Raw genomic sequence first — 25035 nt, forward strand, 5'->3', positions numbered from 1 at the left:
GCCACTCATCACAAGTTATTGGGCTTAGTGAAAGCGGTTCGCCCGCGTCATCGAGAGATTGATGCTCTTACTGGTATCATCTGGGCATCCGCTCCTTAAGTTGACACCAGTGGACAATGCCATGTCCCTACCAAACGTTAGAACCGCGATATACACCAGCCAACTCTTGAAACTCTATATTACCTATTAGCCATAATTCAAATGACTAATAACTAAAACTTCAGTCGGTGACGATAATTTGCCACAGATTCTACAATCCCAATAGCAAGGAAGTTTTTCAACATCGCCGAACGACCGTAACTAACCCAAGGAAGGGGAATGCCTGTCACTGGTGCTAATCCCATAGTCATGCCCAAGTTAACCACCACCTGAAACACAATCATCGATAAGACACCAATAGCCAGGAGAGAGCCAAAGTTGTCTTTAGCATTTTGGGCAATAATCACCAAGCGCAGACAGACTAACCAAAAGACCAATAGCAGACAGAAGCCCCCTACCAATCCCAGTTCCTCTCCTATAGCTGAGAAGATGAAGTCGGTATGCTGTTCAGGGATGAAGTTAAGTTGGGTTTGGGTTCCTTTGTGCAATCCTCGTCCCCAAAGTTCACCTGCACCGATGGCGATGCGAGATTGGATCAGGTGATAGCCGCCGCCAAGGGGGTCTTTGTCTGGGTCAAGGAAGAGGATGAGTCGGTCTTTTTGATACTCTTTTAATAAGCCCCAAAATATCTGTCCTAATTCGCCGCCGATCAGGTTGACTGCGATCGCTCCAATCGCACCCGACATGGGCCAGGGTAAGGTGCGCCAAGCAATTATACCCATCAGTGCCGTCCAAACGAACCACCCAGGCATAAACACGTTAAAGAGGATGGCGGAGATAACTGGAGAAGCGAGCAAAACCAACCAACCTGGATTGGCATTACCCCAGTAGAGCATCCCCAGCACGATCGCGCCAAACACCAGGGAGGTTCCCAAGTCTGGCTGCAAAAATACTAAAGCCCAAGGAACCCCAGTTATTGCCAAAGCTCTCAAAACCGCTGGAATGGTATTGGCGGGACGAGCGTGCAGCAGAGCAGCTAGGGTAATAATTACTCCTAATTTGGCAAATTCTGAGGGTTGGATGTTGAAGCTGCCGACAGTAATCCATCGTTGAGCGCCTTTAGCGCTAGTACCGATGATCATCACCCCTATTAGGGAGATATTGGTGATGGCGTAGATAATCCAGTGCCACTGGAGCAGGTTTTCGTAACGCGATCGCGCAATAAACATCGCCACTACCAAACCAATCGCGCCCATCAGCCAGTGCCACCACCAATCTGTTAGCCCCAGGTGGAGTTCCGCGCTGCGGATCATCACACCCCCAAGAACGGTAAGACCAATGGTAAGAAACAATAGCAGCCAGTCTACCTCTTGCCAAGGTGCCAGCATCGATCTCCAACGAAAACCAGTCAGTGACTTGTGCAACATTGCTAAAGAAGTAAAAATTTAAAAATTAAAAGGCAAAAGAAAGAATTTTTTTACTTTTGCCTTTTGTCTTTTGCCTTATGCTAGGGCTGCAATGGAGACTTTAGCCGCTATTTGAGATGCGATCGCAAACAGCGCTTTCGCAGATGCTGACTCTGGTTTATCAACCACAATCGGCACTCCCGCATCGCCTCCTTCCCGCACAGGCATTTCTAAAGGTACACAACCCAGTAAGGGAACACCCAGTTCCTGTGCTGTCTTTTCCCCGCCTCCAGAACCAAAGATGTCGTACTTTTTGTCTGGCATATCTGGTGGAATAAAATAGCTCATATTTTCCACCATCCCCAACACTTTTACTCCCAACTGCTGGAACATCTTCAAGCCCTTGCGCGAGTCTAACAAAGCTACTGTCTGCGGTGTAGTGACAATCACCACCCCAGCCATTGGCACCGCCTGCGCTAAAGTCAACTGAGCATCACCAGTACCAGGGGGCATATCGACAATCAGATAATCGAGTTCGCCCCACTCCGCTTGGTAGAGAAACTGGCGAATGATGCCATTAAGCATCGGCCCTCGCCAGATCACAGGCTGGTCTTTGTCAATCAAAAACCCCATTGAGACTAATTTGACACCATAGTTGAAAGCAGGTTCCAGCACCTCGCCAGAGGGGCTTTGCCTTACCGTCATCTGAGCATCCGATAGTCCCAACATTGTTGGGTCATTGGGCCCGTAAATATCCGCATCGATTAAACCAACTTTTGCCCCCATATGTGCTAAAGCCACCGCTACGTTTACCGCAACGGTACTTTTGCCCACACCACCCTTACCGCTGGAAATTGCCACAATATTTTTTACACCAGCAATCCCTGTGCGATCCGGAAGAGATTTTTGTTGGGGGGTTTCGGCGGTGACATCCACCACCACATCTGTTACTTCTGGTAGATTCTTTTTCAACGCCTGTTCGCATTCCTCGACAATGAACTGGCGTAGGGGACAGGCGGGTGTCGTCAGTACCAGAGTAAAGCTGACTTTACCGTTATCAATGGACACATTGCGAATCATGTTCAATTCAACCAAACTCTTGCGGAGTTCGGGATCTTGCACTGGTCGCAATACTTCTAAAACTGAACTAGCATCAAGCATAGGACACTTATATTCCTTATCCCACTTGCAACTGGCAAGCGATCGCCGAAGCGGATTCTCTCACAATAAAGCATCTTAACGGTTGCGAGTGCGCGATCGCGCTATACAGTTGCTCTGTTCTAATTTTGAATTTAAGATTCGGAATTGATAATTCCCTACTCCCCTTGTTTCACCCTTGCGCTTGTAGACTCACCTGTTCAGCTGCGGAGGCTAATTCAGCGGCTACGCGGGCTGAAGAAGAGCGAATAATCCACCAAATTAAGGGCGATAACCAACCGCGCAACGTCACTGAATAAGAAACATACGTGCCGCAGACAGTAGATTCTACCTGGTAAGTCACTCGTTTCTCCACCCCTGGAATCGCCAAAACTCTTGCGCTGAATAACTCGCAGGGACGGACACGCTCAACAAAAACCCTAATGGGAATTGGCATCAAGCGGGTAACTGCCTTATAGATCAAACCCGGTTTAGCAATCAACCCCCTCGGAACATTAGTGCTGGTAAGAAGAGGATGCCAAGATACATCGCCTAAGTTAATTAATTTTTCCCATAAGACATCCGCGGAGGCGGAACTTACAACGCGATACGTCCGAGCCAGAGAAAAGCGGAAGGAAAAACCTTTTCGACCAACGATGAACTTGAAGGAAAAATTGAGAATCACAACACCCCCGCAGCGAGTCTCCAAGGTAACTCATTATTTTAGAATAAATTATTGGCTTTTAGCATCCCTGTGTAGGATATTTCCACCACCTCTAGCTCCTTCATCTAAATTTGTATAAATATGCTCTTTAGGTTCATTCCCATCTGATTTAAGATAGGCTGTTTGCCAGAAATAACATGGAGTGGGTTGCTTTGAAGCTATATCAGGCTGCTAGAGCTGACTAATTTTAGGGGTGACACAGCGATCGCCAAAATTGCGTATGCTTGTCAAAAGCATGAGTGGCGCCATTGCACCATTCTAGAGAGCGAACCCCTTTGAGGGGTTGTCCCTTGGGACATCACCGGGTTTGCCTGCTTGTGAACTCAGGCGAACTCCCATCCCGATATAGTCAATAGTTTTTACCTTGTCCATCGCTTTTTTGAACAACATTGAATTGAGATTATGACAGTTTCGACTACAGAAACAACATCTAGCAACCTTCTCCCCCCAGATGACTCAAAAGCTAGAGTCAGCCAGTTTATGCAACAGCTGCAAGACCAAATTTGTCAGGGTTTGGAACAGCTGGATGGAGGCGGAACTTTCCGACAAGATGCCTGGGAACGAGAAGAAGGCGGCGGCGGTCGTTCTCGTGTAATCCGCGAGGGTGAAGTGTTTGAACAGGGCGGAGTTAATTTTTCTGAAGTCTGGGGACACCAGTTACCGCCATCGATTTTAGTGCAACGTCCAGAAGCTGCGGGACACGGCTTTTATGCTACTGGCACTTCGATGGTGTTACATCCTCACAATCCCTACATTCCCACCGTTCACCTGAATTATCGCTACTTTGAGGCAGGCCCTGTGTGGTGGTTTGGTGGCGGTATCGATTTAACACCTTATTACCCATTTGCGGAAGATGTCGCCCATTTCCACCGCACCATGAAGCAAGCCTGTGATGCCCACCACGCAGAGTATTACCCGACCTTTAAACGGTGGTGCGACGAATATTTTTATCTTAAGCATCGGCAAGAAACGCGGGGAGTAGGTGGTATCTTTTTTGACTATCAAGATGGTCAAGGCGTTTTGTATCGCGGCCCTGATGCCAAGGGGCCAGCGGCAGATTATAGCAACAAAGTTGGTACGCCAGAGCCGCGCAACTGGGAACACATATTTGCCTTTGTGCAGCAATGCGGTCAGGCATTTTTACCAGCTTATGTTCCCATTGTCGAGCGTCGGCAGTCAATGGAATATAGCGATCGCCAGCGTAACTTCCAGCTATATCGTCGCGGTCGCTACGTAGAATTTAACCTTGTCTATGACCGAGGCACAATTTTTGGACTTCAGACTAACGGACGCACTGAGTCAATTTTGATGTCTTTACCGCCACTGGTACGTTGGGAATATGGCTATCAACCAGAACCGAACACCCCAGAAGCTGAGCTTTATGAAACTTTCTTAAAGCCGCAAGATTGGGCAAACTGGACACCAGATACAGCGTCCCAGGTCTGAGTTAGACTATGGGAAAATATCCGCTTTGATAGCACAAGTGGGCTATTTTGGCTATATCTGAGGTGAGGGTCAGTGTTTCACATCAACCAGAAAACACATACGACCCAGGACGGTACTACAATCATCGTTTTGGCACCCACTGGACGGCTGGACATCAGAACGGCTTTGCAGTTTCGCGTTTATTTGCAGGAGTGTATCTTAAACCTGAGTCATCATGTGGTCGTGAATCTCCAAGGGGTAGAGTTCATTGATAGCTCTGGCCTCACCTCGCTGGTAGCGGGGATGCGATACGCAGATAAAGTCAAAGGAAGTTTCCGCCTTTGTCATCCGCTACCAGAAGCCAAGGTGGTGTTTGAAATCACTATGATGGATTCGGTGTTGGAAATCTATGACGACTGCTTAGACTGCTTGGAAAACCCAAATGCCACGCCGAAAATCGGTTCCACCAAAGGAAGCGGCCCATTGCTACCCGGTGCTGAAGGTAAGGAATAAAGATTGGGAATTGGGGATTGGAAATTGGGAATTGTAGGACTCTTACCCAGCCCCCAGTCCCCAATCCCCAGCCCCCAGTCCCCACCCACTATTCTCAAAATCATGCAAAATAGACTTTTGCTACCTGTTATATATGAGTTAGAGTTAGACTACTGAAAGTTCAATTCATGCGAGCGATCGCACTATAATGCAGCTCCTCTGTAGGTATTAAAGATGGAGCTTCCGGAGCAAGGAGGTCTTGGTGATTCACATCGATCAGAGAACACATACGACTCAAGACGGAACTACAGTCATCGTCTTGGCACCCACTGGACGCCTAGATATTACAACCGCATGGCAGTTTCGCCTGAAGTTGCAGGAATGTATTTCTAAACTCAGTCGCCACGTCGTTGTTAATCTCGGTCAGGTTAATTTTATCGACAGCTCTGGACTAACGTCGCTGGTGGCAGGGATGCGGGATGCTGATAAAGTCAAAGGTAGTTTCCGCATTTGTAACGTTCATCCAGAAGCCAAGCTGGTGTTTGAAGTCACCATGATGGATTCGGTTTTTGAAATTTTTGAAACTGAAGAAGAGGCTCTTGAAGGAGTACCTCGCAGCATGGTCAGCTGAGGCAGTTATTAGCCGCTTTAAGAGTTGGAAAGTTGAAAACTTGAAACGTGGGAACGTTTTGAGAATTTTCAAACTTTCATATTTTTAAATACCTACTGACAAGGGACTTCAGCTCGGTAGCTCGGTAGAAAAATCTTGCCGCTTGCTGAAAATGTAGGGGCCAAGGAGCGCCCCCCAGATGGCTTTGCCTGTTTGGGGGTCTATCCCTTTGTCAAAGCTTCTAAATTCCTCCTGAGTTGCCTCAAATCCCAGAGCAACTTGGTAAGTTTGCTCTAGATAGGTAAAGCAGCACCGGGTATCAGGTGCAGGTACAGCGGAAAATTTATAACTATTTTGGGCTAAGTCTTGCTGAGTGACAGTTAGGGTGCAGCCTGGTAAAAAATCCATTTGCTCCGGTGTAAGTGTCTTCAGCAACGATGGATTCTGTCCAGCACCCCGGATGCGATCTGGATCTTTGAGCATATAATATTGCACCACAGACCCTTGTGAGGTGTCGCTTTGGCGCAGGCGCAGAATCCGGGGACGATAGGGTTGATCCAGTTTAAGGATATTGGCTTGCTCTGCAAATAGGGTGAGGCTGTCATTTGTAAATAAGTGTACTGGTCGCAGCCAAAGACGTAGGTGTACATACCACGCAGGATCTTTTATCGCTTGTTCTCGATTATCAAATTCCCCAGCCAGGTAGCTAGCGAGGAGAGTTAGTTCCGGGGAGAAGGTCATAAAAAGGCTAATGGCTAATGGCTAATGGCTGCATGGCTAATGGCTAAATGGCAATAAACAATTAGCCATTAGCGATCGCAGCGATCCCGCATTTTAGCTTGCCCAGAGGATCTGTAAAACATGAGCTTGGCAAACGTGTCCTTAAAGGAGACAATAGGGTTAAGTTTCCCTTAAAAATTCCCGGTGAATAACGTCCGCACTGTATCAGACACTAAAAGAACTTTTTATAGTCTCCACACCCGCCCCATAAACTCCATCTATCGGCGGGTAGTGGAAGAGTTGATGGTTGAAATGCACTTGCTTTCAGTCAATGTGGACTTTCGCTATGACCCCATATATGGTATGGGGGTGGTAACGTCCTTTAACCGCTTCATGCAAGGCTATCGACCAGAAAGGGATAAAGAACCCATTTTTGATGCCTTGTGTCAGGCAGTAGGGGACAAGACGGAACAGTACGAGCAAGATGCCCAGCGGCTGGAGGAATTAGCTAAGCGGCTTCCAGGTAAAGAAATAGTTGCTTGGTTAAACCCAACGGCGGACACAAAGGGTGCTTCAGAGTTACACGATGCAGCTGTAAAAGCGATCGCTAACCATACTCAATTTAAGTACAGCCGTTTGTTTGCGATTGGTCTATATACACTGCTGGAATTGGCAGACCCAGACTTGGTTAAAGACGAAAAACGGCGAATTGAGGCACTTAGGCACATTTGTGTTGGCTTGAGCCTGCCAGAAGACAAATTGCTCAAAGATTTGGAGTTTTACCGCAGCAATCTGGAAAAAATGGCCCAGATGCGTCTGGTCATGGAAGATGCGCTCGTAGCAGAACGAAAAAAACGGGAACGTTCCGCAGATAAGGGCGTTGTGGCGGCTCCTCCAAATAGTCCTTAAGACTCAATTCGAGGCGGAAGTCTCGAAAAGTCTCCTTACCAGGCTCTTGCCTGGTAAAAAGGATTAATAGGCTCCAACCTCCTTGGTTGTAGTGAACTCAATTTTTGCTTTGTAGAGAATATTTGTAACATCAGACAAACTTAACCTTCTACCTACCAAAGGGTAGGAGGTTAAGTTTTGTGTTTAATTCAAATGAGAACCGCTATGGTTTCCTCCAAAAATCCCAAATCTCCGAATTTTTGCGATCGCAAATAATTGTCAAACTCAGAAAATGGCGATCGCGCTACAGGGTATGCCGCTTCAGATTCGGCGGTTTGTGATCTAGTCTTAAACGAAAGGGGCTAAGCGTTGAATCAGCTGTTCGGCTGGCAGCACACCCTCAATGCGATCCACTTGCTGACCATTTTTAAAGAGTACCAGCGTCGGCAGGGCGTGAACCTGATAGTTAGTAGCCAACTCTGGATAGTTATCCGTATCAACTTTTACAACTTGCACGCGATCGCTCATGCGGGTGTTCACCTGATCCAAAATCGAAGCCATCATCTGACATGGGCCGCACCAGGTAGCATAAAAATCTACTAATATCAGCTTTTGGGAACTAGACAGTAATTCTTGGAAACTGCTGAACTGCTTTTTGGTCGCCATATTACAAAATCAGTTTTCTACTCTTTCTCGATTATCGTAATCTTTAAAAAGATTAATTCGGTCATTCCGAAGTACGAATCAACATAAGATAATTAGCGCGGTTGCACAATCGCGATCGTGTAAGCCGACGCAGCAAGAGGAATTATTGATGGAAGCATTACTAAACTACCAGCAACGATTGCAGGGAAAAGTTGCCATCGTCACAGGCGCTTCACGGGGAATTGGTCGAGCGATCGCCCTCGCATTAGCATCTGAGGGAGCCGACGTAGTTGTTAATTATGCCAGTTCTAGTAGCGCAGCCGAAAAAGTGGTGGAGGAAATTACAGCCAAGGGGGTAGGGAGTGCGATCGCAGTAGCTGCCGATGTCTCCAAAGCTGACCAAGTAGACACCCTCCTCAACACCGTAATGGAGAAGTGGAACCGCGTCGATGTGCTAGTGAACAATGCTGGCATTACCCGCGACACTCTGCTACTACGGATGAAGCCGGAGGATTGGCAAGCAGTGATAGACCTCAACCTAACTGGTGTCTTTTTGTGTACGCGAGTCGTCAGTAAAGTGATGCTCAAGCAACGCTCTGGGCGCATTATTAATATTGCCTCAGTTGCAGGTCAGATGGGCAACCCTGGTCAGGCAAATTACAGCGCCGCTAAAGCTGGTGTAATTGGCTTTACCAAAACGGTTGCTAAAGAGTTAGCCAGTCGCGGCATTACGGTAAATGCCGTTGCGCCCGGCTTTATCTCCACCGATATGACCAGCAATCTCAAGTCAGAGGAAATCTTGAAATTCATTCCTCTAGGGCGCTACGGTGAGGCAGAGGAAGTCGCTGGTTTGGTACGTTTCCTAGCCGCGGACGCTGCTGCTGGGTATATTACTGGTCAAACACTTAATGTAGATGGCGGCATGGTGATGGCATAGAACAGTATCTCCGGTAGAGACGTATACAACGTCTCTACATTCTGCCCGCTTAATTCTATAAGCTCAAAGCAAAATGGAATTATTGTTACTGGGTAGAAGAAAGTATGCGAATTTCTTTTGAACGGACTGGCGGTTTTGCCGGGATGCGCCTGTCAAAAGTCATTGACACTGATAGTCTGCCTACTAACGAGGCAAATCAGCTGCGTCTACTGGTTGACGCATCTGATTTTTTTAATTTGCCTGCGAAGATAACTTCTACTAATTCCCAGTACGATCGCTTTGTGTATCAGCTAACAGTGGAAGAAGATAGTAACCACCATACTGTCAGCTTTAGCGAACAAGCAGCACCGGGAACCTTAAGACCGCTTTTAGAATGGCTAATGGCAGCTGCACGACAAAAGTAAAAGTAAAAAATAACTTTTACTTTTATTTTTGGTTTTAGATTACTCCTACTTCCTTCCAGCCTGTTTTGACTGCATTCTGCTCTTTAGAGCCTTCGCCGTAGAGTTCGCCAGCGACTTTGATGAGGGTCTTCGCAGCGCGTTTGAAATTTGCTCTAGAACGCAGGCGATCGCATAAAGCAATGTACCAAATTTTACCTGCTTTCTCCCAAGCGTAGCCGCCAATTTCCATTGCTGCTAAGTAAAACGCGCGATTGGGAATACCTGAGTTGATGTGTACACCCCCGTTATCGTCCGTACCCTTGTATAAATCTTCCACATGACCAGGTTGGGGATCTTTGCCTAGCACTGGATCGTCGTATGCTGTTCCTGGTGACTTCATCGAGCGAATACCCGCACCTTTGACATTGGCTGTAAACAGTCCTTCCCCAATTATCCAGTCAGCTTCCTCTGCTGTTTGATTGAGAATCTTCTGTTTCACCAGCGAACCAAAGACATCCGAAAAAGACTCATTCAATGCCCCGGACTCGCCGTAATAAATTAGACCAGCTTCATACTGAGTCACGCCGTGAGTTAGCTCATGGGCGATCACATCAATCGCTTTGGTAAAGCGCTCAAATAGCTCCCCATCCCCATCACCGTAAACCATTTGGTTGCCGTCCCAAAAGGCATTATCATAATTCGTGCCGAAATGCACCGTGGAGTCCAAACGCAGACCGCGATCGTCGATGGAATTTCGTTCAAATAACTCACAAAACAAATCGTAGGTCGCACCAGCGCCATCGTATGCTTCTGTCACCGCTGGATCGTCGGTTGGGGGATCACCCTCGCCGCGCACTATGGTTCCCGGTAGTTCATTACCATTTTTGGCATCAAAGATGGTGCGGCACTTCTCGCCTGCTGGCGTTGCTCCTACTGGGATTTTGCTCAATACGTCCCGCTGTCCGCGAATCCGTTCCGACACCAATAAGGTTTGAAATGCCCAAGCACGCTGCTCAGGGTTGCCATTTTGGGAAACCTCCTGGAGCATATGCGGCGGGACAATACAACAAATTGGGCAGATATGCTGAACTTGAGCTGATTTTTTCTTTTTTGAATTCATAAAGTTCCCTCCTTGTCAACTAGGTGACGGCAGAAATTGGCTTTACTGTCATGCAATCAGATCCGCTTCGGGTAAGTTAAAATCGCCAAATTTGTCACAACAAGTAACAAAAAGTATTCTGGGTCGCCGTTTAGATCCATCCTATTTAGGTTAGTTGCACTGGGGATGAGGGGTGATCCGCATTAGCACTCTTTGCCACTGAGTGCTAAATTGGAATGCGGAAGCGCTTTTAATACCAAAAATGGCAAAGATCATTGCATTTAATGAAGAATCACGGCGGGCGCTAGAGCGGGGCGTGAATGCCCTGGCCGATGCCGTTAAAATTACGCTGGGACCAAAAGGGCGGAATGTTCTTCTAGAGAAGAAGTTTGGCGCTCCCCAGATTGTTAATGATGGCATTACCGTCGCCAAGGAAATTGAATTAGAAGACCCGTTGGAAAATACGGGCGCTCGACTGATTCAGGAAGTAGCATCAAAGACTAAAGACATCGCTGGTGATGGCACAACTACAGCAACTGTGTTGGCACAAGCGATGATCAAAGAAGGCTTGAAGAACGTAGCAGCTGGGGCGAACCCAGTTAGCTTGCGGCGGGGAATTGAGAAAACGATCGCCCATCTTGTAGAGGAAATTGCAGCGCTAGCGAAGCCAGTAGAAGGGAGCGCGATCGCGCAAGTTGCTACAGTCTCGGCTGGTAACGATGAAGAAGTCGGTGCCATGATCGCTAAAGCGATGGAGAAAGTCACCAAAGACGGCGTAATCACCGTTGAAGAATCCAAATCGATCAGCACGGAACTCGATGTCGTCGAGGGGATGCAGATCGATCGCGGCTACGTTTCTCCCTACTTCATCACCGATACCGAACGGATGGTGGTGGAATATGAAAACGCCCGCATCCTGATCGCCGATAAGAAAATCAACTCTATCCAAGATTTAATTCCCGTCTTGGAAAAAGTCGCGCGGAACGGTGAACCCTTACTGATTATTGCCGAAGACATCGAAGGGGAAGCCCTAGCGACTTTGGTGGTAAACAAAATGCGGGGTGTACTAAATGTGTGCGCCATCAAGTCGCCCGGATTTGGCGAGCGCCGCAAAGCTATGCTGCAAGATATCGCCGTTCTGACTGGCGGTCAAATGATTTCCGAAGAAGTAGGTTTAAGCCTAGATACAGTCTCCCTGGAAATGTTGGGAACTGCTCGGAAAATCACCCTTGATAAAGAAAGCACCATCATCGTTTCTGGGGAAAAAACCGCAGACGTGGAAAAGCGGATTGTCCAAATTCGCAAGCAGCTAGAGGAAACTGATTCAGACTACGATAGAGAAAAGCTGCAAGAGCGGATTGCTAAGCTTGCTGGTGGTGTCGCCGTCATCAAAGTGGGTGCGGCTACCGAAACCGAACTCAAAGACCGCAAGCTGCGAATTGAAGATGCTCTCAACGCTACCAAAGCTGCTGTAGAAGAAGGCATAGTTCCAGGCGGTGGTACAACGCTGATTCATCTGAGCAAGAAAATCGCCGAGATTAAAAATAGTCTGGACGATGAAGAAAAAGTTGGTGCTGACATTGTAGGCAAATCTCTAGAGGCACCCCTGCGTCAGATGGCTGATAATGCTGGTGTCGAAGGTTCTGTGATCGTCGAGAAGGTGCGCGAGACTGATTTCAACATCGGTTACAACGCCGCTACTGACACCTTTGAAGACTTGATTGCGGCGGGGATTATTGACCCGGCAAAAGTTGTGCGTTCAGCATTGCAGAATGCTGGTTCAATTGCTGGCATGGTGTTGACCACTGAAGCCCTGGTAGTCGAGAAGCCGGAGAAGAAAGGTGCTGCTGCTCCCGACATGGGTGGCATGGGTGGCATGGGCGGCATGGGCGGCATGGGCGGCATGGGCGGTATGGGCGGCATGGGCGGCATGGGTATGATGTAGCCCGAACGACTGAAGTCGCGGCTAGACAAAACTTAGCCCGCCTGCGCGGGCTTAATATAAAGGCGGTTTGTCTTTGGGGACAGGCTGCTTTTTTTTGGCGCGATCGCTCTTTATAAGAGATTTTGTAGGGGCGGGGAAACCTTGCCCCTACTGCTTTTTTGGTGCGATCGCGTATTGCGGAAGTCTAATAAATTGTTACAGTATTGGAAAATTACATTAAACTCCTTGCATTCATTTAGCTGTGAACTAAAGTTCCAGGTTCATAGCTAAAGTCATTGTCATGATTCCTGGGTAAATGTTTCAACCCGTGAAAACGGGTTTAATTTTTAAGCCGGAAATTTATTTCAAAAACATGAATGCAATAAGTCTATTAAGTTGCAGCCAAAGATATTAATCCGAACCAGGGGAAGCTTCTGGAAGCATTTACCCCTTCAGAATTCAGCAGGCGAGGCTTTTGAAAGTTTTACTGGAACTAATGCCTAATGTCGCGTTCATGTGTTTTGGGAGGCCCATTTGCGTAAGATGGCACCAAATCCCATTGTTGGGCGCTCCTAAACCTTAGCTTTCCTAAAAGACGGACTATTTCAAACCGGAGGTAAACCAAAAGTGAAGCTCAAATTCCTCGTGACAGCAGCACTGCTAACCTTAATATTGCCTGTGAATGCGGCGACCGCGCCAGAAAGTGATGTTTCTAAACTTGGGATATTAACTAGGATCGCTGGCGAATACGCAGCAATAGGACAAAGCGATAAAGCGGAGGAACTCTTAGCCCAAGCTCTTCCTCTGGTTCAAGCCATTTCTAATGAGTGCGACAAATCGGAGCCGATAGCAGCAATTGCTGGTCAGTATGCAAAAGCAGGACAGCAGGCTAAAGCCAAAGAGTTACTAGACCAAGCAATTCGGGTTGCCAATGCAGCAAAAAACTGTCTTAGTCACAACGATGTTGTGGAAAACTTAGCAGACATCCAAAATCGGTATGTACAGGAAGGACAATATGACCTCGCGCTTCAAACCGTCAGAGGATTAGACAATAAGAATGAGGTATTTAAGATATATGGGCTTTCGTTAATTGCCCACCACTTTGCCGATACCGGACAAGTTGATAAGAGTGCTGCCCTTTTAACCGAAATCGTGAAAGTTGCTCAATCTCTCAAGGATGCTCACGCTCAAGCCTTTGCTTTAGCTCGCAGCGCTGTCGAATATGCGAAAGCAGGACAAAACGCTCAAGCCATTGAGTTACTGAATCAGGCAATGAAAGTTGCACCAACTATCAATAATACCAACGAGGGTAAAAGTAACGTACTGGTTGGGATTGCTCGTGGTTACGCACAAGTGGGACAAACTGATCAAGCAATCAAAGCTCTCGATCAAGCCCTGCCCGTCGCCAAAACTATGTCTAACCCCGATTTCAAATTCCATGCTTTGGGTGAGATTGCGGTGCAGTATGCAGCAGTTAACGAGAAGGCGAAAGCAACTGAAATTTTTGGACAACTTCAGTCAATGCTGCAAACCGGAGAACCTGCTTTTAAATCCATATCGTTATCTAGCCTGGCTCATTTTTACGCAAATTCAGAGCAATATGAGCAAGCTCTGCGAATTGCACAAACTATCAAAGATGTCCAAGAGAAAGCTGGAGCGCTGTCTAGAATCGCTGGACACTATGCCCGGAAGGGACAATTTGAGTCGGCACTGCAAGTCGCCCAAACAATAAGTGATGCTAATCACAAAGCCGGGGCTTTGAGTGAAATCGTTCGCAGTCATGCCGAAGCTGGACAACTTGACCAGGCTTTAAAAGTCGCCCAAACTATTGAGCGTAAGTTTGACAAAACCATGATTCTATCTGAGATTGCGGTTAATTACGCCGAGGCAGGGCAACCTGATCGGGCTATTCAGATTGCCCAAACTATTAAGGATATTATGTCTAGCACTAATATCTCTAATGAGGAAAAGGACATAGACTGGATGTTGCCTGCAATTGTCAGCAGTTATGCAAAAGGGGGACAATTTGACAAAGCCCTTAAGGTTGCTCAAAACATTCAGGGCAAGCCTTATAAAGTTAACGCACTAAGTGATATTGCTGGTCAATATGCAGCAAGGCAGCAAAAGGATAAAGCTGCTGCCCTTCTCGCTGAGGCGCTTCAAATCATCCAGCCAATATCGCCCAAACAGTAGTGACAAATCCTCGTTACCAGACTTGCGCCTGGTAACGAGGATTTGCAGGATGATTTGCGATCGCTCTTGATGAAATCGCGTTATATCTAAGTTTGCCCAGTGTGTACTGATCGAGAAACTGGCCTAAACAGAAAGCCAAGCGGTTGATGCCACCTAAACTGAATAATATTGCATCGGTTACGAACCCTTGGCAGATTATGTCTACTCCTAAACAGAAGGTAGCTGAGTTCTACCCGCCTCGACTCAACCGGATTTTTGTCCGCATCTTGCAGACTATTGCGCCTCCATTAGTACGCTGGCGCTTTCAGCTGGATGTGGAGATTAGCCAAGATTGCTTGGAGAAGCTGGAAAACTTGCGAGATCAAAGGCTGCTTCTATTACCCAATCACTCTAACTTCGACGATCCGGCGTCGATGTTTCTGCTATCAGGAAGGCTAGGTGAAGCCTTCAACTACTTAGCTGCTTTTGAGGGGTTTAAAGGGCTGCAAGGTTGCTTTCTTCAGCAAGTTGGGGTCTATTCTATCCGGCGTGGGGTTGCGGATCGCGCCAGTATTGCCCAAACCCTGGAACTGCTCAGCCAACCGAAATGCCATCTGGTAATCTTTCCAGAGGGGGGCTGGTCGTTCCAGAATGACACGGTGATGCCTTTCCGGGTAGGAGCAGTGCAAATTGCTCTACAAGCGATCGCTAAGTTGGTTAAGCGTGGCTCAACTCCACCCGACTTCTACGTTGTACCGATAAGTATCAAATATCGTTACACCCAGGACATGAATCCGGCGATTGACGCTATCCTGAGCCGACTGGAGCAAGCCCTACAGGTAAAAAAAGCATCTAGCTTATACGAGCGGCTGCGCGTTGTGGCAGAGCAAGTCTTGGTAAACTGCGAACAGGAATATTGTATTTACACTCCCGAAAATGCTCAAGAGCCTTGGAATCAGCGTATTTCCAACCTTAAAGCTTTCGTCCTCCACTCCTGCGAAGAAAAACTCGCGATCTCATCCTCTCCCAAGGAACTGAACCGGGAGCGTGTCTATAAAATTGAGTACGTCCTACAGTCTAAGGCTGAAACTTTAGAAGCCGATGATTTCTGGAATGCCTCGTCCATCCAAAAAGCCGCGAAGCGCCTTTTAAACTTCGATGCCATCTATGATGGTTATGTAGCTGCTGCCCCGACTCCAGAACGCTTTCTGGACACGCTCACGCGGCTGGAAAGGGAGGTGTTCGACATTGACCAACCGCCGCCTAAAGGTCATAAAATAGCAGCAATCTGCATCGGCGACCCAGTAAACCTTAAGGATTACTTTCAGGATTATCAAGAAGATCGGTCTGGCACTGTAAATTACTTGGTGGAAAAAGTCCAGCAGGCTGTACAGAGTAATCTTGACCGTTTAATGCCGTTTTCCTCATTCATCCCCGACCAGCTTCCTAACAAAGACGATCGAGGAGGGCAAGCTTCGAGTCCAAACATGGCATCAAAAAAGTAAATTAGTCTGAATAATATGTTTTTTACTTGCTTAATTTTATCAAAATTTGAGTAAACTTAGATGAAATAGTGCCAAGAAAATCCTCAATTTGAGATAAATCTGCATGACACAAAAACGCCCCCAACTACGTAACTTCGCGACACAACCGAATCAAGATGATGAGGAGGATTTATTTGAATACTTTTACGACAAACCCGGTGCTTTACCTGGGACAATCGTCATTAATAAAGATGCACCGCTGCCCAAAATTATCTTAATTGACTACAACGAGACTAACCGGACTTGCCTAGCATTAGAGTCCCCAGAAGATTGTGCTAAATATTTGGATACTGCGTCGGTTTCTTGGGTGGATGTTCTAGGATTAGGCAGTGAAGAAATTTTACAACAGTTGGGGAAGGTTTTTGATTTACATCCGCTTGTTTTAGAAGACGTGGTAAATGTGCCACAGCGTCCCAAAGTGGAGGACTATGAAGACCATGTGGTAATTATTGCTCGGATGGTGATGCCCAAGGAAAGTGGGAATAGCTTCTATAGCGAACAAGTTAGTTTAGTATTGGGGAAACATTATTTGCTCACTGTGCAGGAAGAACCGCAGCGTGATTGCTTTACGCCAGTGCGCGATCGCATTCGTCACAATAAGGGTAGTATCCGCAAGCGCGGTGCCGATTATTTAACCTACGCACTCTTGGATGCCATTATCGATGGATTTTTCCCCGTTCTGGAAGATTATGGTGAGCGAATTGAAGACTTAGAGGAAGAAGTTATCGCCAATCCCACACGCAAGACTCTAGACAAAATTTATCAAATTAGACGCGAACTATTGGCACTTCGACGCGCTATTTGGCCTCAGCGTGATGCCATTAATACTCTAATTCGAGATGGCAATAGTCTGGTTAGCGAGGAAGTGCGAATTTACTTGCGAGACTGTTACGATCATGCGGTTCAGGTGATGGATATGGTGGAAACTTACCGAGAACTATCCTCTGGTTTAATGGATGTTTATATGTCTTCGGTTGGTAACAGAATGAATGAAGTTATGAAGCTTTTAACTGTAATTTCTAGTATTTTCATTCCCCTGACTTTTGTTGCCGGAATATATGGAATGAACTTCAATACAGAAAAATCTCCCTGGAATATGCCAGAACTAAACTGGTATTTCGGCTATCCGCTTTGTTTGGCGTTGATGATAGCGATCGCTTCTGGTTTAATCTACTTTTTCTGGAAGCGCGGCTGGTTTGAGAACTTCTCCACCATTAAGGATGAATGATCGCTTCTTTTACGAAATGTTGAAAGGAGAGTTTTGCGTCCGGAATTACTAAATTTAGACTCCTAACCTCCTAAGTCTTAATTCTTACTTTTACACCAATTACTAATCTTGGACGATCGCAATTTACTACTTGTAACAGTTTATATCATCTGCGTTACTTATGTCTTGTACCGGATGGTAAAATCTCTAAATATAACTCAAGTAACAATTGAGCTTAATCAAGATTTACTGAATACACAACTGGAAGAACAAAACCTAAAAGATATCCTTGAGATTCAATTTAAACTTAAAAAGCGATATCTACTAGAAGATTTGAAAGAGCTGTCAATCAGCATCAAAAATAAATCTCAGCAAGATTTTATAGAAATAGATTGGGATCGCAGTACGCTAACGGATTTTCAAGGACAATCGCGGCGAGTAATTCGCATAACACCCACCATGCAACTCGATCTATCTGAGCGTCAAGTTTTTCGGGTTATTGCTGCTGGAAATATCCTCACAGAAAAGCTGACTGTAGAAGATGTCCTCAAAGGTGACGCAACAAACCCCACCTTGAAAATTAGTGCGCCTTTGTTTGACCTATCAAAGCTCCAAAAAGGCAAAGATACTCAAAAAAAGCTATACAGCGACTTTATGACCAGAAACCGGACGCTGCAATTTTCTCTAAAGCTGGTGCTGAGAGTAGCTAATACTACCATTGAGGTAGGTAGACTTGTTAATCACATTTTATCTTGCGAATTCATAGTTAGCAAAGTTCCTTGGACAGAGTCTCTAAGTTGGAAACCTAAAGATGATGATTAAAAATTAAAAATAATATTATGTTCCAATAGGATTTCTTTAAGAATAGTTGTATTGTTGGGATTTTTAACTCTACTTAAATCCTAAGTAGGTTGTGGGGAGGCGATTCTTATAAAAAGAAATTTTATGATTTATTTAGAACTGCTATCGTCGGTTGGGAATAGATAATAAGCTGATCCACCCATTACCAATTCCCAACCATACGCATAACATAAGTATTCAAGCGGACATTAGATGAGCAATTCTTCAATTTTTATCTACCCAATGTCCTTGACAGCATATTGAGCTTCGCAGTGCAAACCAGTAGCAATTCTAAAAAGTTCTTGACCAGTGTGTAGGTAGCCATCATCGTAGTTGAGCGTAAACATCTCTAACTCCTCAATGCCATCCGCCACTTGATTAAGACAGTAGTAGAGGTGAACAGCTGCCCCCGCAACGTTGGCAGGATTGGGTAGAGAACGAAAAACCAGCTGAGCTTGTTTGAGGTAGTTGCGACAGTCTTGCAGGTAAGCCTGAAATGCTTCCATTAATTCATCATCAAAAGGATCGGCTGAAAGTTGATCTAGTTGCTCTGCTAGAGGATTGAGAATGCGACACAGCAGGCGGTTGACTGGCACATAGACTTGGCTTAGCCATTGCTGAAGTTGCTCGTCAGCATCTTGGAAATGCCGATACCCGTAGGATCGTTTCTGGGCGTTATTGGCTGACGGTTGTCGATACGAAGTCCTTTGATAGGTCGTCTGGTAGGGACTTCGCTGCTGGTGTTGTTTAGCAACATATTGCTCTTGCCTAGAGCGTTGCTGCAACTGCTGGTCGTAAGATCGCCTTTGGTGCGGGTCGCCCAGTACCTCATAAGCGGCATTAATCCGGACAATCTGCTCGTGATTAGCTGTTTCGCAATGGCTGTCCGGATGAAACAGCTTTACTAGACGCCGATAGGCTTGCTTGATTTCTGCCCCTGTCGCACAGGGGCTAACGTCGAGGGTGTCGTAGTAATTAGAATCTGTCATGGAAATAGTACAGTTACTAATGGCTAATGGCTAATAGCTAATTGGTAATTGGCTAGATTCTTTCTGATTACCCACCACTGTTTGTTCTTAGCTATTAGCCACTAGCAATTAGCATTTGACCGCTAATCGCTACTTTAGCGTTAACTCACCACAGCTGGCACACGCGGTTCTGGATCTTGGAATAGGGGTGTACTTAAGTAGCGTTCTCCAAAGCTGGGCTGAACCATAACAATCAGTCGTCCTTCATTTTCGGGACGTTGGGCGACGCGAATGGCAGCAGCTAGGGCTGCACCTGTGGAGATGCCGGAAAGCAGACCTTCTTCACGGGCGAGACGACGACCGTAGGCGATCGCATCGTCATCTGTCACAGTAATCACCTCATCGATCATCTTCACGTTGAGGACTTGGGGAATAAACCCAGCACCGATCCCCTGAATTTTATGAGGGCCAGGGCGACCGCCGGACAAAACTGGGCTGTTGATCGGTTCGACTGCGATCGCTTTAAAACTCGGCTTGCGTGCCTTTATCACTTCCGCCACACCCGTCAGCGTCCCGCCAGTGCCAATTCCAGCTACCAGGATATCCACCTGCCCCTCTGTATCTTCCCAAATTTCCTCGGCTGTGGTTTCCCGGTGAATCTGGACGTTGGCTGGGTTACTAAACTGCTGCAACATATACGCATTGGGTGTATTGTCTACAATATCCTGCGCTCTCCTGATACAGCCGCTCATCCCTTCAATACCCGGAGTCAGTTCCAATTGCGCCCCATAAGCCCGCAACATCGCCCGTCGTTCTGTACTCATAGTGTCTGGCATTGTCAAAATCAGCTGGTAGCCCTTCGCCGCTGATGCCATCGCCAGAGCAATGCCAGTATTTCCGGAAGTCGGTTCTACCAAGATTGTTTTACCTGGATGGATCAGCCCCTGCTGTTCTGCCACATTAATCATGCTCGCCCCAATGCGGTCTTTCACCGAGGCAGCTGGGTTCATCCCCTCCAATTTCACCACAATCCGAGCCAAACAGCCTTCTGATTGGGGGATACGATTCAGCTGAACTAAAGGAGTCCGACCGACTAATTCTGTAATGTTTTGTGCAATCCGCATAGGTTTAAGTAGTTGTTTTTTGTCAGTGGTAAGTCGTGATCTGGTAAGGATACAGCAATGCCAAATAATCTAGTCCGTTTTAAAGGACTTTAGCTATTAGCTGGCAAATTCATTTGCAGGTGGTTGATGAATCCACTTCACTTTGCCGCCATCCCGCCTGAAAATTAATTTCCAGACTAATAGCGATCCGTTAAAACGGACTGCTTCAACAATTCGATTAATTGTCATCTGATTCATTGGTTCACCTTTTACTTGCTTCTTTTTTTATCGATTTATCCTCTTGATCACTGTCTCGTTTCAAAGACACGATAGTAGTTCCGGGTAAATAATGTACTTTTTGGTTTCTAACGTTGGCTATAGCTTTATCGAGTTGTTCACTACCCAGCGAAAATAGCCCATATCCCCGTTGCTATCCCAATGATGATCGGGAATTCGGTAGGCTATCATTCATTCAACTGATGACTGCTACTCCCCTTAATGTTTTCAACAAAATCAGCAATTGAAACTGTGCGTGGAATAAAAGCTACCAGATCAATATAATTTTCTATTCCACGAATGGCATGAATAATACAAACCAGTATGTCACCTTTACCAATGACATAACTGTATAAGGATTCTCTTTCACAAGTAATCAGAGGTTGACGAGCTTTTGTCCCCCAAACAAGATGATAATAAAGTCGCCACAGAGCCATTAATAGTCTTCCTCTTTTTTGGGAATCGAGTCCATTTTAACGGACTTCCACTATTAGCCTGCAACTTGAGTTCCAGGCGGGTAAGGGGGTAAGTGAGTCGCTGTTAGATGTAATACATTATGTCCAACTGTCGCCTGGAATCTCGCTTCTGAGCCAAATCTTGAAGCGTGTATCCTTGCAAAACTGAGTTAGCTTTCTGATGTACTTCTTGCCATATTTCCGTAACTACCGCACTCTCTACCGTTTTGGGATTGGCATGGTTCTCAGTTGGTTTGGGTTCCAATCCTTCTAGACAATTCACAATTTCTAAAAGCGTAATTTTCCAGGGTTCTCGCGCCAGCAAATAACCGCCCTTTGCCCCGCGTTGGCTACGCACTAAACCACCACGTCTTAACGTCGCCAGTAGTTGTTCTAAATATCGGTCAGGTATATTTTGGCAAGCCGCAATCTGCCGAATTTGCAGCGGTTCGCTGTTCTGATAGTGACTAGCTAGTTCTAATAGAGCTAGAAGTGCATATTCAGTTTTGCAGGAAAGTTCCACAAGCTTGAGATTGTGTGTGAGGGATCATTAACTCTATTATACCCCGGTTCTCCACTGGGGTTTGGTAGTTTAATGCCGCTTGCTCGATAAATTGCTATTGATATGATCGCTCCTCTACTCGTTACTAGGCTGAGCCTCAAGTGAAGAGTGAGTCTCCAGCCGCGCTTTAGCCGCCGCTTCGCTAACGCAGAAGGCATTTCCAGGCTCAGCCAGGGAACGAGAAATAAAAAAAAGCCCCGCTGAAGACGGGGCTAAATAATTTGACTTCGAGACGCTTAGGCTTTTTTGGTTGCCTATTATTGCCTAGAAGGTGAATGTAGTTCTCAGGGTACCGATCACAGCGTCATTGTTGTCATCGTTTTGGTTAGGATTGGTCAGCCAGATGACACCAGGAGTAACTGAGATGTTCTCGGTTAGCTGGTACTTGTAGAATCCTTCAAAATGATACGAGCGATCGCTCTTAATGCCTACTGGGCTGCCTTGAACTTCCAGACCTGCGAGGTATGGTTGCACGCCTGCAAAAAGTCCTAGTACGTTCCCACGCTTACCCAAATCCGGGAAAGCAACGCCTAATCCGTAGTACCAAACTTCTCCTCTGGTACTATTCTCAACGGCGCTAATATCAGTCTTACCAACGAAGCCGCTCACGGAGAATCTGTCACTCACTCGCAAAGCACTCGAAAGACCATAGGAGTTAGTTATCAGCGCGGTATCCCTCGCCTGTACTAATGGAAAGCGAGCGCCCGTCCCAAATGCCTCTTGTGGATCGTTAGCCGCACCACTACCTATGATTGGGTTATTACCAATCGAGCGAGGACTTCCGCCAATGTCGAATATTCCATCACCCCGGTTGTGGTAACCGTGGACGTAAGTTGCAGCCAAGCCGACGCGATCATTTAGGGTAAAGTTCAACTGAGCTATAGCCGAGTAGTCACCGTTGAATAGACCCTGTTTATCACTAGGACTATTCGCATTATCTGCTAGATAACCAACAGTTAGTGACGTGGGGCCAAGCAGGGGCGCTCTTCCTACACCAAGTCTGATCCCGGCACCCGCACCACCACCGATGCGATAGATGGGGCTTTGTTGTGCAAAGGTTGAGAGTGAACCGTTACCCCCGTCTCCGTCATAGAAGTAAGGATTCAAAACGGGAACGTAGTCTGCATGAATTCCTCCCGTGGCGGCAATGTAAACTTTGGAACCGCCATAGTTGAATTCATACGCCAGCCAGTCTATGCCGACGTCGTTGTTGCCATCGCCATAGCCAAGGTTAAAGGTCTGGGTGCCCTCAAATGTTCGCCCATTCTCGGCTACGTTGAAGGCATTGAGGTTTCCAGCAGCAAGACGGGTGTGCAAGATATCTGAACCCGTAAAGCTGGTTTGGAAGTCTAAGCGCACCCTGTCGCCGAAGACGGTGTTATCGTCAACACCTTCACCGAAGCTGTCCGTAACTGCGAAGATCGCTTCCCCAACCAGTTTGGTTGTGGTGGAGAACTGATTTTCTTCTAGGAATTTGGTGCGGGCTTCCAGGTTGTCTACCCGTGTCCGCAAGGTTGCTAGTTCTGCCCCAAATTCATCGATTAGCCGCTGTAGTGTGGACAAATCTTCTTTGGTGACGAAATCTGCTGTGGATGCAGCAATCAATTTTTCAATTTGCAGCAAACAGGAATTCAAACCAGCAGCAAACTCATAGCGGCTCATAGCGCGGTTGCCGCGATAGGTGCCATCTGGATAACCTGCGATACAACCGTAGCGTTCTACCAAGCTTCTGAGCGCTTCATACGCCCAATCTGTCGGTTGTACGTCCCGCAGCTGGGAAACGTTAGTTACTTGACTCTGAGAGTTATTCCCTTCCCGGCTGTAGCGGTTGATTTGGTCTAAAACGGTGCTGTTATCTACCGTTGACGCTCCAGACGGTGTTTGCGCCAGTCTTGAGTCTGTCGCTGGCATTGCCGGGACAGAAGTGCGAGGCAATGCTTCTAGAGCTTGCTGACTCTCGCTTCTTGCCACCTGGTTTGGTATTTCTACTACAGATGGTGTTACAGGTACAGAACTCAAAGCTTCGGCTGATTTCGCCGTTTCCGGACTCTCACTCACTGCCATTTGTTCCGGCGTTTCCACCTTAACGGGTGTCGCGGGGACAGAAGCTTCAATGTTAGCTGTCGTCGCTTGGCTGAGGGAAGCTGCCATCTCTTCTGGCAATTTCACATCAGCAGATGTCTGTGAAAACACAGGCAACTGGCTTTCTGCTGCTACTTCCGGCGCAGCTGCCACTGCCACTGGCTGCGATACCTTTACTTTCTCCTCTGTCGTTTGCGACTGAATCGCTTCCATGACCACTGGAGTTTCGGCTGCGATCGCTGCCGATGAAACTACCAAGGCTGCTCCCAAAACGGCTGGGCTTACTAGCAGAGACTTCCACGTTAACTTAGCCATCTTTCCTCTTTTCCTCACACCTTATGCAGAAAGATTGACACCCTTCTTTCATTTTTCATGTAATCGTAGCACAGGTATTAGCCTAACATCATCCCCTTTATGATGAAATGCTTATATCAGGCCAATGTTAGAATTTTACTTCTATTTTTGCAAGGGTTATTCTAACTTTTTAATAGCTTGTACTAGAGCAAAATCTTTTTCCGTAAAACTACCACCATCATGCGTAGTCTATAGATTTCTCCCTGTGTTTGTACATGGTCGGGCGCGGCGCTCTCTAAAGTCGGTTGCGATGATGTCTCGCCGCTTCAGCTCACTTCCAATAACTTACAAAATGCTTTGCATATGCTGCTAGATGCAGGCTATAGCTCCTGCAAAATCTTTAAATTTCCCGGTGCATCTTGTCTTTTTCCTTTCTACCGTCACGCCTGATAGCTGAGTGATGGCAGAAGGCATTTCCGCCTTTGTGAGCAACTGCGCCTTTAAAGGTGCGTCAAATTGCTGTCTAACTAATTCATAGCCCCTTAAAAAACTATCCGCTCTCACGGGAAGTGATTTGGGATTAACCATTACACTTAATGTGAGAGCGGTCTAGTCGGGTCTTCAGTTTAGCACCAGACTGCCGGAAGATTCTCCTAGCCAGCCTAGCTCTTTCGCTGCTCTAATCCCACAAGGGGATTAAAACTGGCTTTTAGAGAACAGCCCCGGCGCGCAGCCGGTTGACGCTAACCTGATGACCCATAAATTTACTACTATCAATCATGGGCATCACCTCCTATCTACCTTAGCGGTTGGATGTCTCAAAAGGATTAGGGTGTTTATCGCTTGCGAATTCATCACCCTCATTTAAGATAGCACACACAAAATCGGATTGTGTGTAGCGAGCGAGAAAAAAAAATCCCCTGCCGATGAGCAGGGGATTTAGAAGACAGGGAGAATACTTCATCCCCCATCCTTCAGCTTTCTTACAGTGCGTTACCGCGAGGCAGAACTTCTTCAGGGAACTCAAAGTTCTCGTGAGGCTGATCTTGAGGAGCCATCCAAGCGCGAATCCCCTCATTCAACAGAACGTTCTTGGTGTAGAA

25 protein-coding genes and 1 pseudogene are annotated in these 25035 nt (G+C 46.7%); 12 read left to right on the forward strand and 14 right to left on the reverse strand.

The window, feature by feature from the left end; translation table 11 throughout:
• Positions 1-212: 212 nt before the first annotated feature.
• The 3 genes from rodA to H6F63_RS17580 all read right to left on the reverse strand — a co-directional run bounded on the left by rodA (position 213) and on the right by H6F63_RS17580 (position 3267).
• Positions 213-1466 carry a rod shape-determining protein RodA gene (gene rodA, locus H6F63_RS17570; RefSeq protein ID WP_190638835.1) on the reverse strand — a complete coding sequence of 418 codons (1254 nt, stop codon included), beginning with the start codon at positions 1464-1466 and terminating at the stop codon, positions 213-215.
• 75 nt (positions 1467-1541) lie between these two features.
• Positions 1542-2606 carry an Mrp/NBP35 family ATP-binding protein gene (locus H6F63_RS17575; protein ID WP_190454732.1) on the reverse strand — a complete coding sequence of 355 codons (1065 nt, stop codon included), beginning with the start codon at positions 2604-2606 and terminating at the stop codon, positions 1542-1544.
• 169 nt (positions 2607-2775) lie between these two features.
• Positions 2776-3267, reverse strand: a complete 492-nt coding sequence (locus tag H6F63_RS17580; protein WP_190444962.1) for an SRPBCC family protein — start codon at positions 3265-3267, stop codon at positions 2776-2778.
• A 441-nt stretch (positions 3268-3708) separates the two neighbouring features.
• Between H6F63_RS17580 and hemF the strand changes: the two genes are divergently transcribed.
• The 3 genes from hemF to H6F63_RS17595 all read left to right on the forward strand — a co-directional run bounded on the left by hemF (position 3709) and on the right by H6F63_RS17595 (position 5854).
• A complete protein-coding gene (gene hemF, locus H6F63_RS17585) occupies positions 3709-4752 on the forward strand; it encodes an oxygen-dependent coproporphyrinogen oxidase (protein ID WP_190638836.1) in 1044 nt (347 codons plus the stop codon).
• A 72-nt stretch (positions 4753-4824) separates the two neighbouring features.
• A complete protein-coding gene (locus H6F63_RS17590; protein WP_190638837.1) occupies positions 4825-5244 on the forward strand; it encodes an anti-sigma factor antagonist in 420 nt (139 codons plus the stop codon).
• Between the two features lie 241 nt (positions 5245-5485).
• Positions 5486-5854, forward strand: a complete 369-nt coding sequence (locus H6F63_RS17595; RefSeq protein WP_190411700.1) for an STAS domain-containing protein — start codon at positions 5486-5488, stop codon at positions 5852-5854.
• A gap of 108 nt (positions 5855-5962) precedes the next feature.
• Here H6F63_RS17595 and H6F63_RS17600 read toward each other — a convergent pair whose 3' ends face one another.
• Positions 5963-6574: a chromophore lyase CpcT/CpeT gene (locus H6F63_RS17600; protein WP_190638838.1), complete on the reverse strand. Its 612-nt coding sequence runs from the start codon at positions 6572-6574 to the stop codon at positions 5963-5965.
• A 183-nt stretch (positions 6575-6757) separates the two neighbouring features.
• Here H6F63_RS17600 and psb29 point away from each other — a divergent pair, with 183 nt between their 5' ends.
• Both psb29 and H6F63_RS17610 read left to right on the forward strand, forming a co-directional pair.
• Complete coding sequence (gene psb29, locus H6F63_RS17605; protein ID WP_190638839.1) at positions 6758-7462, forward strand: photosystem II biogenesis protein Psp29; 705 nt, start codon at positions 6758-6760, stop codon at positions 7460-7462.
• 179 nt (positions 7463-7641) lie between these two features.
• Positions 7642-7782 (forward strand): hypothetical protein, encoded by a 141-nt coding sequence (locus tag H6F63_RS17610; protein WP_190638840.1) that lies wholly within the window; start codon positions 7642-7644, stop codon positions 7780-7782.
• A 7-nt stretch (positions 7783-7789) separates the two neighbouring features.
• Here H6F63_RS17610 and trxA read toward each other — a convergent pair whose 3' ends face one another.
• Positions 7790-8107 carry a thioredoxin gene (gene trxA / locus H6F63_RS17615; RefSeq protein ID WP_190638841.1) on the reverse strand — a complete coding sequence of 106 codons (318 nt, stop codon included), beginning with the start codon at positions 8105-8107 and terminating at the stop codon, positions 7790-7792.
• Positions 8108-8255: 148 nt separating this feature from the next.
• Here trxA and fabG point away from each other — a divergent pair, with 148 nt between their 5' ends.
• Positions 8256-9023, forward strand: a complete 768-nt coding sequence (gene fabG / locus H6F63_RS17620; protein ID WP_313931007.1) for a 3-oxoacyl-[acyl-carrier-protein] reductase — start codon at positions 8256-8258, stop codon at positions 9021-9023.
• Between the two features lie 104 nt (positions 9024-9127).
• Entirely contained in the window at positions 9128-9427 is a 300-nt protein-coding gene (locus H6F63_RS17625) for a protealysin inhibitor emfourin (RefSeq protein ID WP_190638842.1), read from the forward strand.
• Positions 9428-9461: 34 nt separating this feature from the next.
• On the opposite strand, the gene H6F63_RS17630 is transcribed toward H6F63_RS17625, so the two are convergent.
• On the reverse strand, positions 9462-10526 hold the full coding sequence (locus H6F63_RS17630; protein ID WP_190638843.1) for a M4 family metallopeptidase: 1065 nt from the start codon (positions 10524-10526) through the stop codon (positions 9462-9464).
• A gap of 241 nt (positions 10527-10767) precedes the next feature.
• Between H6F63_RS17630 and groL the strand changes: the two genes are divergently transcribed.
• The 5 genes from groL (at position 10768) to H6F63_RS17655 (ending at position 18174) form a co-directional block, all read left to right on the forward strand.
• Positions 10768-12450 (forward strand): chaperonin GroEL, encoded by a 1683-nt coding sequence (groL, locus tag H6F63_RS17635; protein WP_190444889.1) that lies wholly within the window; start codon positions 10768-10770, stop codon positions 12448-12450.
• Between the two features lie 606 nt (positions 12451-13056).
• On the forward strand, positions 13057-14622 hold the full coding sequence (locus H6F63_RS17640; RefSeq protein WP_190638844.1) for a tetratricopeptide repeat protein: 1566 nt from the start codon (positions 13057-13059) through the stop codon (positions 14620-14622).
• Positions 14623-14819: 197 nt separating this feature from the next.
• Complete coding sequence (locus H6F63_RS17645; protein ID WP_190638845.1) at positions 14820-16106, forward strand: 1-acyl-sn-glycerol-3-phosphate acyltransferase; 1287 nt, start codon at positions 14820-14822, stop codon at positions 16104-16106.
• Between the two features lie 103 nt (positions 16107-16209).
• Positions 16210-17373 (forward strand): magnesium/cobalt transporter CorA, encoded by a 1164-nt coding sequence (gene corA / locus H6F63_RS17650; RefSeq protein WP_190638846.1) that lies wholly within the window; start codon positions 16210-16212, stop codon positions 17371-17373.
• A 108-nt stretch (positions 17374-17481) separates the two neighbouring features.
• Positions 17482-18174 carry a hypothetical protein gene (locus H6F63_RS17655; RefSeq protein ID WP_190423654.1) on the forward strand — a complete coding sequence of 231 codons (693 nt, stop codon included), beginning with the start codon at positions 17482-17484 and terminating at the stop codon, positions 18172-18174.
• 254 nt (positions 18175-18428) lie between these two features.
• Here the strand turns inward: H6F63_RS17655 and H6F63_RS17660 are convergent, their stop codons facing one another.
• From H6F63_RS17660 to H6F63_RS17695, 8 genes and pseudogenes are all read right to left on the reverse strand, one after another.
• Positions 18429-19181: a DnaJ domain-containing protein gene (locus H6F63_RS17660; protein WP_190638847.1), complete on the reverse strand. Its 753-nt coding sequence runs from the start codon at positions 19179-19181 to the stop codon at positions 18429-18431.
• A gap of 140 nt (positions 19182-19321) precedes the next feature.
• Positions 19322-20284, reverse strand: a complete 963-nt coding sequence (gene cysK / locus H6F63_RS17665; protein ID WP_190638848.1) for a cysteine synthase A — start codon at positions 20282-20284, stop codon at positions 19322-19324.
• A gap of 96 nt (positions 20285-20380) precedes the next feature.
• Positions 20381-20521: a hypothetical protein gene (locus H6F63_RS17670; protein WP_190638849.1), complete on the reverse strand. Its 141-nt coding sequence runs from the start codon at positions 20519-20521 to the stop codon at positions 20381-20383.
• A 206-nt stretch (positions 20522-20727) separates the two neighbouring features.
• A complete protein-coding gene (locus tag H6F63_RS29460; RefSeq protein WP_199298109.1) occupies positions 20728-20976 on the reverse strand; it encodes a transposase in 249 nt (82 codons plus the stop codon).
• 103 nt (positions 20977-21079) lie between these two features.
• Complete coding sequence (locus tag H6F63_RS17680; protein WP_190419580.1) at positions 21080-21517, reverse strand: Rrf2 family transcriptional regulator; 438 nt, start codon at positions 21515-21517, stop codon at positions 21080-21082.
• Between the two features lie 303 nt (positions 21518-21820).
• Positions 21821-23953 carry an iron uptake porin gene (locus tag H6F63_RS17685; RefSeq protein WP_190638850.1) on the reverse strand — a complete coding sequence of 711 codons (2133 nt, stop codon included), beginning with the start codon at positions 23951-23953 and terminating at the stop codon, positions 21821-21823.
• Positions 23954-24301: 348 nt separating this feature from the next.
• Positions 24302-24520 (reverse strand): hypothetical protein, encoded by a 219-nt coding sequence (locus tag H6F63_RS17690; protein WP_190638851.1) that lies wholly within the window; start codon positions 24518-24520, stop codon positions 24302-24304.
• A gap of 395 nt (positions 24521-24915) precedes the next feature.
• Positions 24916-25035: pseudogene (locus H6F63_RS17695) on the reverse strand (photosystem II protein D2); the annotation flags it as partial.

Origin of the sequence: Trichocoleus sp. FACHB-40, assembly GCF_014695915.1 — a bacterium.
In the GTDB taxonomy this organism is placed as follows: Bacteria; Cyanobacteriota; Cyanobacteriia; order Cyanobacteriales; family FACHB-T130; genus Funiculus; species Funiculus sociatus.

What these genes read in the sequence shown, in the direction of transcription:
- rodA (WP_190638835.1), bottom strand. Translation starts at nt 1,466, where the DNA reads ATGTTGCACAAGTCACTGACTGGTTTTCGTTGGAGATCGATGCTGGCA.
- H6F63_RS17575 (WP_190454732.1), bottom strand. Translation starts at nt 2,606, where the DNA reads ATGCTTGATGCTAGTTCAGTTTTAGAAGTATTGCGACCAGTGCAAGAT.
- hemF (WP_190638836.1), top strand. Translation starts at nt 3,709, where the DNA reads ATGACAGTTTCGACTACAGAAACAACATCTAGCAACCTTCTCCCCCCA.
- H6F63_RS17600 (WP_190638838.1), bottom strand. Translation starts at nt 6,574, where the DNA reads ATGACCTTCTCCCCGGAACTAACTCTCCTCGCTAGCTACCTGGCTGGG.
- trxA (WP_190638841.1), bottom strand. Translation starts at nt 8,107, where the DNA reads ATGGCGACCAAAAAGCAGTTCAGCAGTTTCCAAGAATTACTGTCTAGT.
- fabG (WP_313931007.1), top strand. Translation starts at nt 8,256, where the DNA reads ATGGAAGCATTACTAAACTACCAGCAACGATTGCAGGGAAAAGTTGCC.
- H6F63_RS17625 (WP_190638842.1), top strand. Translation starts at nt 9,128, where the DNA reads ATGCGAATTTCTTTTGAACGGACTGGCGGTTTTGCCGGGATGCGCCTG.
- H6F63_RS17630 (WP_190638843.1), bottom strand. Translation starts at nt 10,526, where the DNA reads ATGAATTCAAAAAAGAAAAAATCAGCTCAAGTTCAGCATATCTGCCCA.
- groL (WP_190444889.1), top strand. Translation starts at nt 10,768, where the DNA reads ATGGCAAAGATCATTGCATTTAATGAAGAATCACGGCGGGCGCTAGAG.
- H6F63_RS17645 (WP_190638845.1), top strand. Translation starts at nt 14,820, where the DNA reads ATGTCTACTCCTAAACAGAAGGTAGCTGAGTTCTACCCGCCTCGACTC.
- corA (WP_190638846.1), top strand. Translation starts at nt 16,210, where the DNA reads ATGACACAAAAACGCCCCCAACTACGTAACTTCGCGACACAACCGAAT.
- H6F63_RS17660 (WP_190638847.1), bottom strand. Translation starts at nt 19,181, where the DNA reads ATGACAGATTCTAATTACTACGACACCCTCGACGTTAGCCCCTGTGCG.
- cysK (WP_190638848.1), bottom strand. Translation starts at nt 20,284, where the DNA reads ATGCGGATTGCACAAAACATTACAGAATTAGTCGGTCGGACTCCTTTA.
- H6F63_RS17670 (WP_190638849.1), bottom strand. Translation starts at nt 20,521, where the DNA reads ATGAATCAGATGACAATTAATCGAATTGTTGAAGCAGTCCGTTTTAAC.
- H6F63_RS29460 (WP_199298109.1), bottom strand. Translation starts at nt 20,976, where the DNA reads ATGGCTCTGTGGCGACTTTATTATCATCTTGTTTGGGGGACAAAAGCT.
- H6F63_RS17685 (WP_190638850.1), bottom strand. Translation starts at nt 23,953, where the DNA reads ATGGCTAAGTTAACGTGGAAGTCTCTGCTAGTAAGCCCAGCCGTTTTG.
- H6F63_RS17690 (WP_190638851.1), bottom strand. Translation starts at nt 24,520, where the DNA reads ATGGTTAATCCCAAATCACTTCCCGTGAGAGCGGATAGTTTTTTAAGG.